General features: G+C 60.2%; 10 protein-coding genes and 2 pseudogenes. 6 read left to right on the top strand and 6 right to left on the bottom strand.

The genetic code is table 11. The features are described from left to right. From PXK01_RS21530 to PXK01_RS21520, 3 genes and pseudogenes are all read left to right on the top strand, one after another. Nucleotides 1-258 (top strand): annotated as a pseudogene (locus PXK01_RS21530) (strawberry notch C-terminal domain-containing protein); the annotation flags it as partial. 17 nt (nucleotides 259-275) lie between these two features. Further along, a complete protein-coding gene (locus tag PXK01_RS21525; protein WP_274861690.1) occupies nucleotides 276-578 on the top strand; it encodes a hypothetical protein in 303 nt (100 codons plus the stop codon). Between the two features lie 123 nt (nucleotides 579-701). Beyond that, on the top strand, nucleotides 702-1,430 hold the full coding sequence (locus PXK01_RS21520) for a DUF736 family protein (protein WP_274861689.1): 729 nt from the start codon (nucleotides 702-704) through the stop codon (nucleotides 1,428-1,430). A 118-nt stretch (nucleotides 1,431-1,548) separates the two neighbouring features. On the opposite strand, the gene qatD is transcribed toward PXK01_RS21520, so the two are convergent. The 6 genes from qatD to PXK01_RS21490 all read right to left on the bottom strand — a co-directional run bounded on the left by qatD (nucleotide 1,549) and on the right by PXK01_RS21490 (nucleotide 8,695). Then, nucleotides 1,549-2,295 carry a Qat anti-phage system TatD family nuclease QatD gene (gene qatD / locus PXK01_RS21515; RefSeq protein WP_274861688.1) on the bottom strand — a complete coding sequence of 249 codons (747 nt, stop codon included), beginning with the start codon at nucleotides 2,293-2,295 and terminating at the stop codon, nucleotides 1,549-1,551. Next, the gene (gene qatC / locus PXK01_RS21510; protein WP_274861687.1) at nucleotides 2,288-3,628 is read right to left on the bottom strand and encodes a Qat anti-phage system QueC-like protein QatC; all 1,341 of its coding nucleotides are present in this window, start codon (nucleotides 3,626-3,628) and stop codon (nucleotides 2,288-2,290) included. Before qatC ends, qatD begins: the two co-directional genes overlap by 8 nt. Beyond that, nucleotides 3,625-4,497 carry a Qat anti-phage system associated protein QatB gene (gene qatB, locus PXK01_RS21505; RefSeq protein ID WP_152453203.1) on the bottom strand — a complete coding sequence of 291 codons (873 nt, stop codon included), beginning with the start codon at nucleotides 4,495-4,497 and terminating at the stop codon, nucleotides 3,625-3,627. The genes qatC and qatB overlap by 4 nt, the downstream gene beginning before the upstream one ends. Continuing rightward, nucleotides 4,497-6,425, bottom strand: coding sequence for a Qat anti-phage system ATPase QatA (qatA, locus tag PXK01_RS21500; protein WP_274861686.1), 1,929 nt, complete (start codon nucleotides 6,423-6,425; stop codon nucleotides 4,497-4,499). The genes qatB and qatA overlap by 1 nt, the downstream gene beginning before the upstream one ends. A 141-nt stretch (nucleotides 6,426-6,566) precedes the next feature. Next, a complete protein-coding gene (locus tag PXK01_RS21495; RefSeq protein WP_274861685.1) occupies nucleotides 6,567-7,472 on the bottom strand; it encodes a restriction endonuclease in 906 nt (301 codons plus the stop codon). Continuing rightward, nucleotides 7,469-8,695 (bottom strand): ATP-binding protein, encoded by a 1,227-nt coding sequence (locus PXK01_RS21490; RefSeq protein WP_274861683.1) that lies wholly within the window; start codon nucleotides 8,693-8,695, stop codon nucleotides 7,469-7,471. The genes PXK01_RS21495 and PXK01_RS21490 overlap by 4 nt, the downstream gene beginning before the upstream one ends. A gap of 799 nt (nucleotides 8,696-9,494) precedes the next feature. Here PXK01_RS21490 and PXK01_RS21485 point away from each other — a divergent pair. The 3 genes and pseudogenes from PXK01_RS21485 to PXK01_RS21475 all read left to right on the top strand — a co-directional run. Beyond that, nucleotides 9,495-10,424 (top strand): DUF2493 domain-containing protein, encoded by a 930-nt coding sequence (locus PXK01_RS21485; RefSeq protein ID WP_274861681.1) that lies wholly within the window; start codon nucleotides 9,495-9,497, stop codon nucleotides 10,422-10,424. Between the two features lie 529 nt (nucleotides 10,425-10,953). Then, the gene (locus tag PXK01_RS21480; RefSeq protein WP_093412161.1) at nucleotides 10,954-11,160 is read left to right on the top strand and encodes a hypothetical protein; all 207 of its coding nucleotides are present in this window, start codon (nucleotides 10,954-10,956) and stop codon (nucleotides 11,158-11,160) included. Nucleotides 11,161-11,720: 560 nt separating this feature from the next. Further along, nucleotides 11,721-11,990: pseudogene (locus tag PXK01_RS21475) on the top strand (helix-turn-helix domain-containing protein); the annotation flags it as partial. Nucleotides 11,991-12,065 lie beyond the last annotated feature (75 nt).

Below are 12,065 nucleotides of genomic sequence, written 5' to 3'. Positions count from 1 at the left end.
TTGGGCACCACAGCGCCAATCGATCTGGGCCGGGGTCTGACCCTGACCCGTCGCCGGGTCGCAGGCGAGATGCGCCTCGAGCTTTCTGGTGCGGATCGGGGAATGATCGACGGCCTCAAGGCAATGGGGTGTTTCACGGAGATCATCGCCTTCCAGTTGCGGGTGTTCCTGCCGCATGGGGACGGGATCGACACGGGAAGCATTCTGGCCCGGATCGTGGGGCAGGCACCAGATGCCCCCTCAGTGGCAGCAGAATAGGCAAGGGGGGAAAGATCATGACACTCGAAGACATCAAAGCCGCCGTCGATGCCGGGCAGACCGTGCACTGGGCCAATACCGGCTACGTTGTCCACAAGGACCGGGTCGGTCAGTACCTGATCACCTATCAGCCGAACGGTAGCTGCATCGGTCTGACCGACCGGGGCGGGCACGGGTTGAACGGCAAAGAGGCGGAGTTCTTCATCGCGCGATCGGAGGACGGCGCGGAAAATCCGGGCAGCCAATCAAGACCAAACGGGCAGGGGAGGGGCGTAGCACCCGGAGGCGCGGGGGCCTTCCCACTCGTACGGCAGCTCTGACCCGAGGGCGGGCTGAAAGGAAAGCAAGCTTTCTGATTTGTGATCCCTCAAGGGGTCGAGAAAGCAATCCCGGATGCGCTGGCAAGGACGTCAGACACCGGCCAATCCAAAAGGAACCATCCCATGTTCGCAGGAACCCTCACCCGCAATGTCGAGACCGCAGCCGCTCAGTACACCGGCATGATCCATTCGACGCGCTTTGACATCGCCATCCAGCTCGAGGCACGGGCCAAGATGTCCGCGCGCAGCCCGGATTTTGACGTGACGGCCGTCAACAAATCAGGCCGCAAGGTGCGCATCGGCACGGCCTGGAACGAGACCGGCACGACCAGCGGCAACCCCTACATCTCGATGCAGATCGATGTGGGACTCGGCCCGTTCCGGGTCAATGCGGTGCAGACGAAAGAGGCGCGCGCGGCCCAGAGCGGCGAATTCGAGATCATCCCGCTGGTCTCGAACGGCCTGATGAAATCCGGCTCGATCTCGGGCGAGCTCACCGCTATGGACGCTGACAACGCCTTCACCGGCTACATCGCCAACATGATGTTCGATCTGGAGTTCATGCTGATCGAGAACGACTACAAGACCGAGGAGACCCACCCCGACTATCGGATCGAGGTCAGCTCGCCGCGTGGTACGCCGATCCGCGTTGGCTCGGCCTGGATGGCCAAAAGCAGCCGCACGGGCAATGACTACCTGTCGCTTCTGATCAACACGCCCGATGGCGACCTGCGCGTCAACGCCGTGCAGAACGAAGAACAACGCGGCGGCCAGACCTTCTCGATCATCCCGTTCATAGACAGCGGGGAGCAGCCGCAGGATGCTGGCGCGGGGCTGTCGCTGGTCGCCTGACTACAGCAAGAGGCCTGAACAACCGAGCAGCAAGGGGAGCCGTGGTTACACGGTTCCCCTTTGTCTTCGTCGGTATGTTTGTGGGCAGCCCGACACATGACCGTCGTGAGATGTGTGCTTATTCCGCCAACAGTTCCGTGGCCGTCCGCCTAATTCTGGCCTCGACCGCTGAATCGTCCAAGTTATGTTCTTTGGCAATCAACCGAATGGCCCCGTGCACGTCGCCTGGAGCCTTATCAGACTGAAACGGGGCATCCGTTTCGGTGAGAAGTCGTTCTATAGGGATCGTTTCAAGCAAGTTGCGTCCCCGTGGAGTCAGCAGCATCTGTTCGTTGACCGAAAAATAGCAGCCTAGTTCCAAAGCGCGTCTGATCTCCGCCCCCGAAGCGTTGAACCAGTGCAGAACAGGAACACATGTGCGATGTGCCCCCGTTTTCTCGATGACATCAAGCACCTGTTTAGCGGTTCGAACACTGTGAATGCTGATTACCTTCTCGCCGAGCCTTGCACAGAGCGCCATCACGCGTTCGAACACCAATTTCTGGCGTTCGAATGAAGGATAGAACCGGCGACCTGCATCCAGGCCGACCTCGCCGATATACCTGGTCGAGGGAGCGAGTTCTTCGAACTGAGATAGCTCCGATGCTCGTTGCGCGACAAGCTGCGGGTGCATTCCAAGGGCTGCATGCACAAAGCGCCTGGTACGGGCCATCTCAGCATTTCGGGCAAAAGCTTTGGGTGTCGTCGTCACTGCCAGGGTCAGGCATCGCGCGGCCTCGCAACGAGTATACTCAGCCTCCATGTTTTGATACAGGTCGAGGTGACAATGAAAGTCGACAGGACCGGGTCGACTCTCATCACACATGCTTCGCCCTTACGCCCTTTAGGATCTCCGACACCTCGTCCATCCCACGCCGATAGACGTCCACGTAAGCGTCCAGATCGTCATGGTTAAGAGGGCCAGGTTTTTGCACGAGAAACCGCGCACGGCCGGGGTTTTGTCGCAAATTCTCGGCGGCAAACATGAAGGACCTGATGTTCTTTCCGTCGGCTGATTTCGAGTCCAAAATTTCTTTCTTCAGGTCATCAAGAAAATATTGCGTGGTGTCCGCTTCATCCAGCCCTGCAGCGAGTGATGCGCGACGGATCAGGCAAGGAACACAACGCCCGCAATGCTGGGGCGGCGCGCTCTCGAAACGGACCTGTGCAGGGTGCGAACAAGACATCGAGGCCGGGGCCAACTCGGCCAGAAGGTCGCGATCTTTGCATTCTCTGGCCATCTCTCCCTTCGTCTTGAATCGATAGGGGTTTTCCAGCGTCACGTCGATGCCCAGAACTTTGACCAGTTCTGACATTAATCGGATGAAATGCGGATGGGCCGTCCGTGTGCTAAGTGATCCGAGCCTATGGGCGTCCATAGGTACATTCAGCGCGATTAATCCGTTTTCGGGGATGAGCACCTTGTCCGTGGAGGCGACGGCATCGGCCGCAACCACGGCGAGGCTGTAGAAGAGGAAGGAGCGGGCCCTCTGGTTGTTGTCGCTCCCAGCTTCGGCAAAGTCCGACTTTCGGAAGCCGATATAGGCCCGGACGGATTCGAACGCGTCCGCATGGCGTTCCTTCAATACCTCGAGCAGCTGGCGCTGCGCGCTGGACGCCTCACCGTCCCAATAATGGCTGACCAGGAGCGGCCGTTGCCCCGAGGCGAGGAGATCGATCGCGCCGATGAGACTGTCCAATCCGCCCGAGAACAGGCTCACTTGCGTGAAGTCTGTGAGGTCCATCTCTTCGGGTTGTTTCGTGAAGGACTGGAATTCGTCCGGCCGGTGACGGAACGTGAAACTCCAATGATCGCCCGTCAAGAATTGCAGCATTCGGGACAGATGGTCGTGCTGGCGTCGCCAGAGCTCGGGCTCTGCCACGGGAACGCTGAGATCGATCATGCGCGTCCATCCGTCATCGGCGTACCGCTCCCGCGAGACGCCGGTGTCGGCGGCGTACACCGCGGTCGCCATGATCATGAGGTCGACTGCGGCCTCGCTCGGTGTCGCGCCCAGCTTGAAGAGCCGGTCCAGCAGCTGACCCAGTCCCCTGTCGAGATCCCCAAAATTGTCGACCATATCGATAGTGATGTCAGTTGCACCCTCTGGAGGTACGATGTCGGCGCGCCCCAAACGAACGAAGATGTTTCGTCTCATTGCATGGTCTCCAGGACGGCTCCGAGCATGTCGAAGGTATCGGCATAAACCTCGGAAATGCTTCTATCGATTTCGGATTGTGTCGGTTGGGATCCGACATCGAACCGGTTACCAAGCGCGTCCCTGACCCGTCCCTGCGTAAAATCGCGTGTGATCCGCTCAGCCTCCCGGAAGTCGGCGTCGGATGCGGATCCGTGCAACGCGTTCGTGCCGATCTCGTTCAGGACCTTGGTAACCACGCTCCGGGTGATCACATCACACAGGAATTCATCGAGTTGATCGCGAGAAAGCTCATCGAATGCGCCTGGATCATCTTCCGCGACCTCTGCGATCGCTTCGAGCATCGCGTCACGGGCGATCGATTCATCGATCGTCCCACCATCGGGACAGATTACCTCCGCGACGGCTTCGAGGACCTCCGCGGCCGGCCGACCCGCAAGGTCTTGAAGATCAAATCGGGCGAGCGCCGCCTCGGCACCTTCGTTCGCGACGGCGCTTGCGAGCCCGGCGACACCTGACGCCACCCGAGTGGAGTGAGGCATTCGGCGTGCTGCCCCGGCACCGCCCCCCGCAGCGCTGACGTAGCCTTTCAGTGCCCGTCCGAGCGACTTGCTACCGCCACCGTTCGTAAAACGGGTGAATTGGCCGCGTGGATAGGTGAAATTGCCGCCGGGAGTTTCCACGTTGGGCGGCGTCTGCGCTGCGCTCAGCTCGTCGCCCTCACCAGGGGTCGGTTTTTCGGTCTCAGAACTATCGCTTCCGGCCTGATCTGACCCTTCATCGCCACCGCCCATGCCCGGATCGACGTCGTCGACCCAATCCGGAACGAGGCCGGACGCGGGTCCACCGTATGAGTTCGAAGTCCCCATTACCCTTTTTCCTTCCCACGGCCAAGTCGTCCACCGCCCGCAGCGAGCTGGAGCGGCTTGTTCTCATCAAGTTTGGTCCAGCCCTCTTTGAGTTTGGCAAACTCTCGTTTGGCTTCCGCTCCGGTGAAGATCTTGTCCCAGCCCGTGGCTGCCCATGGCCCTAGCTGACCGCTTGGCAGGTCCGCGAGAAGGCGAACCGTAGGGGTCTGGAGATTGGCGGATATTTTGCAAAGCTCCGCAAGGCCTTCGATGCCACCAGGCCGCTTCTTCAGATCTGTTGCAGCCCTGATCCTTGCGGCCACCACGTCAAAGATCTGCTCGATCTCTCCTGGCGTGAGCTTGGCGATTTCTACTGCCGCTGCGCGCGCGCCTAGGGTACTGCCGCAAAGCTTCTCGATCCAGTCCTCTTTCAGAGCGAGATTGGATCCTGCGGTGAATAGCGCCTTGCGATCTCGGGACACGAACAAATACGGACGCAGATCCTCGTTCGCGAGCGCGGGTGCCACCAGAGCCCATCGTCTGACCCATTCGCTCGCAAGAAGGTCGTCCTCCGGGAGTCTCTCCGTTTGACCCCGGCCCTTGGCGGTGGCCGGTTTTTTGGATTTTTCGGGCTCTTCATCATCTTTGCGCAGCGTCTGCTCGAGTGTCGCAACGGTTATGGAAGAACCGCTAACAGCGGCCTCGGCCTCGAGGCGTTCGAAGAAATCGGCCTTGAAACGTTCAGCGAGCATCAGCTTGGCGAGGACCGCGGGGTTCACATCGTCACCGATCCCGCGCGCGTCCGCGATCGCGAGACGGAGATTGAGCGTGTTCAAAAATCTCTTGATCTGCCTCGGGTTGCCTTGAGCGCCTTCAGCGAGCGGCAGCGCGAGTTGATCGGCGAGAATGAGCGCATTCTCCAGCTCCGCCGAGACCGCACCGAGACGCTCTTCGATCACACCGCGGCTCAGCCCGTTCCCGTCCCAGGGACGTCTGAGCGCTTCGCGACCCAGGTCGAGCAATGTGTCGAAGGGGGCCGAACCGGTGTCGAGCGAGCTACCGGCGACGAGAAGCGTGAGATAGATTTTGGTCTCGACGTATCCCAGTGGCGGTAGTCGGAACGGCACCTGAATAAGCTTTTCGAGGTAGTTCCGGGCATAGGTCGACGGGCCCGATGATAGCGGCAAGTCCGGGAAATGGGACCTCACGGCGTATTCGATCATTCCCTCGTCGGCGGCGATGACAAAGGCCGCGCCGGGAACGAACAGGAAGAGCCGTATCGCCTCAAGTGTCTCGATCGCCGTGGCGGGAAGGCATCTGTCCAGATCGTCAACAACAACGACGAGGCGATCAATGTCCGCGGCCGCGAGCAGTTCCTCGAATTCCTCCCTGAAGGCATGAATATGGGCAGGCAAGGTTTCGGCTTCAGGGTCGTTAAGACAATCTGTGACATCCTTGACGTACCCTGTCATATCGCCAACCGTCAGTTCTTCGCCACCGGCCAAAAGCTTCTTCCCCTGTTCCATGAGTCCGCCGAGCATGTCCGGGGATGGGATGCCGGTAAGTCCGGTCAGGGCGAGGCCACCCGCCTTGGACGCGACTTTCATGAGATCGACGCGCTTAAGCAGTTTTTTGGATGCGTCTTTCAGCTTGGTGGTGAACGCCCGATCCCTCTGCAATTGCTCTACGATCGTTTCGATGATGACGGTCTTTGCGTCTTCGAGGCCCTGGAACAGCCAGCCGTTGAACCGGACGACGGATGTGCGATCGTCCTCCGAAAACGCGTCCTCCAGCATGAGCAACACGCTCGATTTTCCAGCACCCCAGTCCCCATGGACGCCGACCGTGAGAGGTTCGTTCCCAGAGTCTCTGATCACCTTCGCGACCGTCGCGGAGACGGCTTCCGAGTAGATCATGTCGATGGCGGTCTCGTTATCTGGAATAATCATGAAAGTCATTTCCGTAGGATTTCGAGGTTTCAATAATTGTCGATTGCGCGCAGCTTTGCCGCCTCGTCGCTGGCCGAGTGATTAGTCGTAAACCGGCAGGCTTGCCCGATCTATTGGTCTTCTTTCCTCGTTCGGTTCTCGTCATAACAAGTCTCGAACCGGAACAAATGCTTGGTTGGTTTCAGCGGCGCGTCGCAGCTTTTCGTCAAGCACGTCGATCAAAGAGAGGCGGTTGTGAACGACCTGATGCAGATCCAACCCATCAGCACAGATTATATTTGTGCGTCTACCCGTCCCGAAAGCCTTGAGGCCGTCTTCGGAGAAGCCCGAATTACTGATGAAAAGCCCGCGCGCCCAAGTCGCCTTGCCTGAGACCTTTCCCGAAAAGGTTAGCAGATCGGATTGTCCCGTGCGGCCAGCCTGCCATTTGGCTTCCACGAGGTATGTTTCGCCGTGCAACTTGAAGCTTCCGTCTATCTGTTCGCCTGTCAGTTTGAAAGGCGCTCGCGGCGTCAGACCATACGCGGCGAAAAGTTCGGTTAGAAAGCGCTCATATTCAAAGCCGCGCCGCTGAGGCGGGTGTTCAAACAGGCCGATCAGGCGCGCCGATAGCGTGTGCGCTAACTCGTCCGAAAGCGTGGCCTTCTTCGGTTCCGGAGTCGCCTCCGGCTCGGTTTGGGCTCCCGCCAGTGATTCAAGAAACGTGGGATCGTTTAGTTCGGGCACCTTTATCGACAGACGCAAAAGGAGCGCGTTCAGACGATCTACTTCCGCGCGGGTTAGCGGCTCGCCTTTACCTCTGCGCCAAGTCATCGATTGCCGGACGATCGCCAACATCAACGCGCTGAGCTTGTGTCGCCGTTGACTAAGGGTTGACGACAACATTTGAACAATGGCCGGACGCTTGCTCCCTCCGGTCCACAAGTCCTCGCATTGGACTTGTGCTGCTGCCAATGGGAATGCGGTCCGGGAGTTTCCGCTCCCAGGCAAGAAGTTGTAGAGAAGGTCCGCGAGATCCTCGACGCATTGTTCCTCGACGAGATTCATGAGCGACCCCACAGGCATGAGAGCGGAGCAGCGAACATGTTTTCGCCGAACGGTACGACCCGGTCATGGTCGTAGAGTATCATGCCTTGGGCGAATTTCTTGCCGCAGGCGTCCGCTAGTTTTCGCATTCCCGAAAAATCACTCGCCGAAACGGTGGCGGACGACTTCACCTCGATCCCGACGACCTCACCTCGTCGGTTCTCCAATACGATGTCGACCTCGTTCTTGTCCTTGTCTCGGAAATGCGAGAATGTGCACCGCTGTTCGCTCCACGTCGCGATCTTCCGCAACTCACCGAACACGAACGTCTCCAGGATCGCGCCAAAGCTCGTTTTGTCTTTTTGGACTACATCTGGCGAAATATCCCGCATTGCTGCCAAGAGGCCCGCATCGAAAAAATGGAGCTTGGGCGACTTGGTCAGGCGTTTTAGACGGTTCGTGAACCAGGGCTGCAGGGTGTGAACGAGATAGAGGCTCTCGAAAACACTCACATACTTTTGTGTGGTGACATGATTGAGGTCTATGCTGGCACCGATGCCAGTATAATTGACTAGCTGTCCTGAGTGCTCGGCAAGCACCGACATCAGTTTCGGCATGATGGCAAGTTGTTCGATCTGGGCCACGTCTCGGACGTCGCGCTGGACGATCGCATCAAGATACCCGTGATACCAATCCTGCTTTCGCGCCCATCGCACTCGACCGAGCGCTTCTGGATACCCTCCGGAGAGGACGTTTTCAACGAGGTCGTCACCGACAATCATGTGGTCAGCCGTCGGCATCTCCCGCGCAAAGGCCCGATCAATGAACCCCGATTTCGTCCCAAGGATTTCTGCTTGCGAGAGTGGCAACAATCGAACGACCTCCATTCGGCCGGCAAGGGAATCCGCCACTTTGGGAATGGTCATGAGATTGGCCGAACCTGTTAGGAGGAACCTCCCCGGTGTCTTGTCGTCATCGACCAAGTTCTTAATGGCGAGTAGAAGGTCGGGTGCGCGTTGGATTTCATCGATTACTGCGCGGTCCAATCCGCGGACGAAACCGACCGGATCATCGATCGCCGACCGCAATACGTTGGCATCGTCCAGTGTCAGAAAGGGTGTCTTGTCCGACGCGATTTCGGTTGCAAGTGTCGTTTTACCGGATTGACGCGGCCCCGAGATGAGGACCACGCGGGTGTCGGACAGCGCCTCTTCCACTCTAGCCTTGGCAAATCTTGGGTACATCGCCGCGCGACTCCTTTTGACCGATTGAAAGTACGTCTCCGACCAATTGAAAGTCAACCACCGACCAATTGAAAGTTGAAGTCCGACTGAATGAAAGCCTACAACCTCGAGCTCGCGAGCCTAACGTGTTGGCGACAATCCTGCCTTCTTTGGAACACTGTTCGCCGGTTCTGCGAGACTTCGAGTAAATCACCTCCGTCGTGCCGCGCGATCTCTAGTAGGAAGCGCGAGCACCTGATCCTCTGCTTAGCAACCAGCCTCACGGCCTCCCCCGCTCGGCTTCGCGTGTCGCAGGGGAGAATGGCCCTTCAGTCCGTCGCGCATTCGGCCATGCGGCCTCACCGCGGCGTCGCACCCAGGCCCCCGGTTTGCCCGCCTCGCGAGCACGTCCCTCCCCGGCCGCTCCGCCGGATTGCGCTCTGGTCTGTTTTGGCCTGAGGCCAAAACGATCCCGCCGCTCCATCCGTCTCCCGCGTCCGGTCGGGCCGTTTGCCTTCTCGGGTCGGGCAAACCTACCGTCAAAACACACACACATGAGCGCGGAAGCATATCCTCCGGATGGCCCCCAAATCAGCCCGCGTCAAGGATCGCAAAACTTTTCGGCGAGGACGGGGCCTGTGGCTTGGGGCGGTCCCGTGCGTGAGGGCGCGCATGTGTCAGTTGCTGCACGCAGAAAACTTTTGCGCCCGGCAAGCCGGCGGCTGCGCCGTCCCTGACCCGGGCAGATTCGGAAACCAGGCATTCGGCCATGCCCCCACACTCACGTGGTGGCCTTGGAACCGAACACTGGAGACCAGACATGGCTTACGACACCGCAAACACCTACGAGACCATCGAACTTTTCGGGCTGACCGAGAAGGACGCGCAGCTGCCGATCCCGGAAGATCACATCCTGACCGACCGCATCATCCGCGAAAGCTTCGAGGCATTGCTCGGGCAGCTGCGCGGGACCGGGCTTGAAGCCGAAATCGAACCGCTGGCCCATGGGCTCGCGACGATCCTCCAGCGCCGCAAGGTGGCGCTCGGCAAGGAGGTCGACCGCACCGCCGACAAGATCGGCGCGCTGGCAAAATCTCACGACGGATCGGAGATCGCCGAGACCGCGCTCGAAGAGGCGCAGGCGCGCTTCCTGCAGTTGCGAGAGATCGTCAGCGCCATCGAGGTGATGAGCGAGGCTGCGGCGGAATGCTACGAGATCGAGACGGGCCACGCCTTCATCCCGGCAGCCGGGTCGCGCGCAAGCGTCCGGGCGCAAGAGACCGGCGCGGTCTTCGAGGCGCGGCAGCTCTTGGAGCAGCACGACCGCGAGACCGCCGAGAAGTCGAAAGTCGAGGGTGTTCCCCTGATCGTCTCAGGCGCTACCGACTGGACCGATGTCGATGTGATCTTCAACACGCTCGACAAGGTTCGCGAACGGATTAAGCAGAACCGCAACCAGGAGATCTTCCTCTGCCACAAGGGTGGCAAGCACGGGGCGGAGATGATCGCGGCTCGGTGGGCCCGGGCACGCGGGGTAGCGCAGGCGCGCTTCGATCCGCGCTGGTCCGCGCACGGGCGGGCGGCACCGTTCAAGTGCAACGACGAAATGCTGGACGACAAGTTCGCGGCGACGGGGGTTGTACTCTTCGGCGGCAACGGGGTCGCGCTGAACCTCGGCCAGAAGGCGGAAGCGAAAGGCCTGACGGTCATGCGGGTTGCTGACCCGGCGAAGAAGACGTCGCAGGATTGAAGAGAGGGGGTCGCGCTTGGCGCGGCCCTTTCGTCATGTCTCATGGCGGGTGCGGTCGGTTACGCGTGATCGGCAGTCTGCGGCGGCCAGCACCGTTATCCCTCTACCCGGTCCGTCAGAGTGCGGCCCATCCGCATCGGTACGGGCTGGGGATGGTGCGCACCTCGCACATCGTCAGCATCGCAAGACACGAAGGCTCGAAACGTCGCACTTGAGGCTAAAGACTTGCGCGTCCCTCGGGTGGTGTTTCGGAATATCGCATCCACGCGGGCGGGCTCCGTCAGCACCCCGGCCAGGCTTGGCGGGACGCGGATGGCGGCGGCTGCGTGATGGCATGGGTCATCCGGATCACTCCTTTTTGCTATGCATGTGGATCGCACAGGGTCGGCCCGTTCGTGCCCTCAGCTTACGCTTCGGCAAGCACAAATACGGCTTCCACGGCTGGCCGCGGACCCTCCGCATTTGCGCTTGCGACCGGGCCTCTTGCCCCCGTGCCGGGTGATCCCCATCGCAACAAGGAGTAATCCATATGACCAACCACTACGTCGCCACCGTTCCCGTCAAGTTCACCGATACCGATGGCCAGGAGCGCACCCGTTTTCAGCGCGTGGGTGCGATGTTCCGCAACACCCGCAACGGGGATGGCTCGGAGTTCTTCAACCTCAAGCTCGACTTTCCGGTCGCGGTCTCGGAGCTGGTGATGTTCCCACCGAGCGCAAAGGATCCCCAGGACTAAATCCTCTGACGAGGATGGGCCGCCCCAGGACGATCTTGGGGCGGCCCGATCCCTGTTCCAGGGATGCCGGGTCCGGCGGGGGTGATCGCCGCCAGCGACCCTTCTTGGTGCCGTTCGCTGCGCGTTCAACGGACGCACTCCCCCCGGAATGATCAGGCCGCGACAGACCGGCCAGTCAGCCTCAAGGGGGCCATCCATAAAAACCTATCGGCCAGGGCCTCCCGGTTTTTGCGGCAGAGATTTGGGTCCCCAAATCTGGCCCTCCTTGACCCTGCCTGTCCGCCCTGTCGGTGGGGTTTTCGCCCGCCCGCGGTTTCGTCCGAACACATGCGTGTTCGGCCAGACCCTCGGGCGGTGCTGGGGAAAGGGACCCATTGGACAGGTGGGTCGCCCGGTGGTGAGGGCGGCAGAGCCGCGTCCCTGCGGGCCGCGGGGGAAGCGGACACCAAGGCTGCCTGAGACTGCATGCAACGTAAGTATATAATTGACAGTTAGGTATATTATCGTAAGGTGGGGCAGCCTTGGTGGAAGGTGGCAGGAAATAGGGGGTCTTTCTTCGCATGTCGCGCTCAAAACGTCTCACCGATGCGGACCGCATGGAGATCGTTCGCGAGGCTGCGGAAGGTGTGACAACATCGGTGCTTGCGGAGCGGTTCGGCGTGTCGCCGCGAGCGATCCAGTACACTCTGAAAGCTGATGCCGAGCGCCAGAAGGATGCCGCGATCCCGGTCTCCGCGGTCAGTGTGAAGGTCACGGCTGCGGAGCTTGTGGCGCTCGACGAGGTGTTGGCGAAGGCGGGGATCGAGAGCCGGGCAGAGGGTCTGCGGCGGTGTGAACGGCGGAGCAATACTCGGCCACGGTAGCGACGGCATAGTGTTGTCGCGGGCGGCGTAAAAGTCGTCCAC

It is taken from the genome of Phaeobacter sp. PT47_59 (genome assembly GCF_028890025.1).
Classification (GTDB): Bacteria; Pseudomonadota; Alphaproteobacteria; order Rhodobacterales; family Rhodobacteraceae; genus Phycobacter.
Note: the sequence above shows the minus strand (reverse complement) of the source record. Positions and strands in the feature narration are given on the sequence as shown.

Bases quoted from the DNA above. Each gene is read 5' to 3' on its own strand.
- PXK01_RS21525 (WP_274861690.1), top strand. From the start codon at position 276: ATGACACTCGAAGACATCAAAGCCGCCGTCGATGCCGGGCAGACCGTG.
- PXK01_RS21520 (WP_274861689.1), top strand. From the start codon at position 702: ATGTTCGCAGGAACCCTCACCCGCAATGTCGAGACCGCAGCCGCTCAG.
- qatD (WP_274861688.1), bottom strand. From the start codon at position 2,295: ATGTGTGATGAGAGTCGACCCGGTCCTGTCGACTTTCATTGTCACCTC.
- qatC (WP_274861687.1), bottom strand. From the start codon at position 3,628: ATGAGACGAAACATCTTCGTTCGTTTGGGGCGCGCCGACATCGTACCT.
- qatB (WP_152453203.1), bottom strand. From the start codon at position 4,497: ATGGGGACTTCGAACTCATACGGTGGACCCGCGTCCGGCCTCGTTCCG.
- qatA (WP_274861686.1), bottom strand. From the start codon at position 6,425: ATGATTATTCCAGATAACGAGACCGCCATCGACATGATCTACTCGGAA.
- PXK01_RS21495 (WP_274861685.1), bottom strand. From the start codon at position 7,472: ATGAATCTCGTCGAGGAACAATGCGTCGAGGATCTCGCGGACCTTCTC.
- PXK01_RS21490 (WP_274861683.1), bottom strand. From the start codon at position 8,695: ATGTACCCAAGATTTGCCAAGGCTAGAGTGGAAGAGGCGCTGTCCGAC.
- PXK01_RS21485 (WP_274861681.1), top strand. From the start codon at position 9,495: ATGGCTTACGACACCGCAAACACCTACGAGACCATCGAACTTTTCGGG.
- PXK01_RS21480 (WP_093412161.1), top strand. From the start codon at position 10,954: ATGACCAACCACTACGTCGCCACCGTTCCCGTCAAGTTCACCGATACC.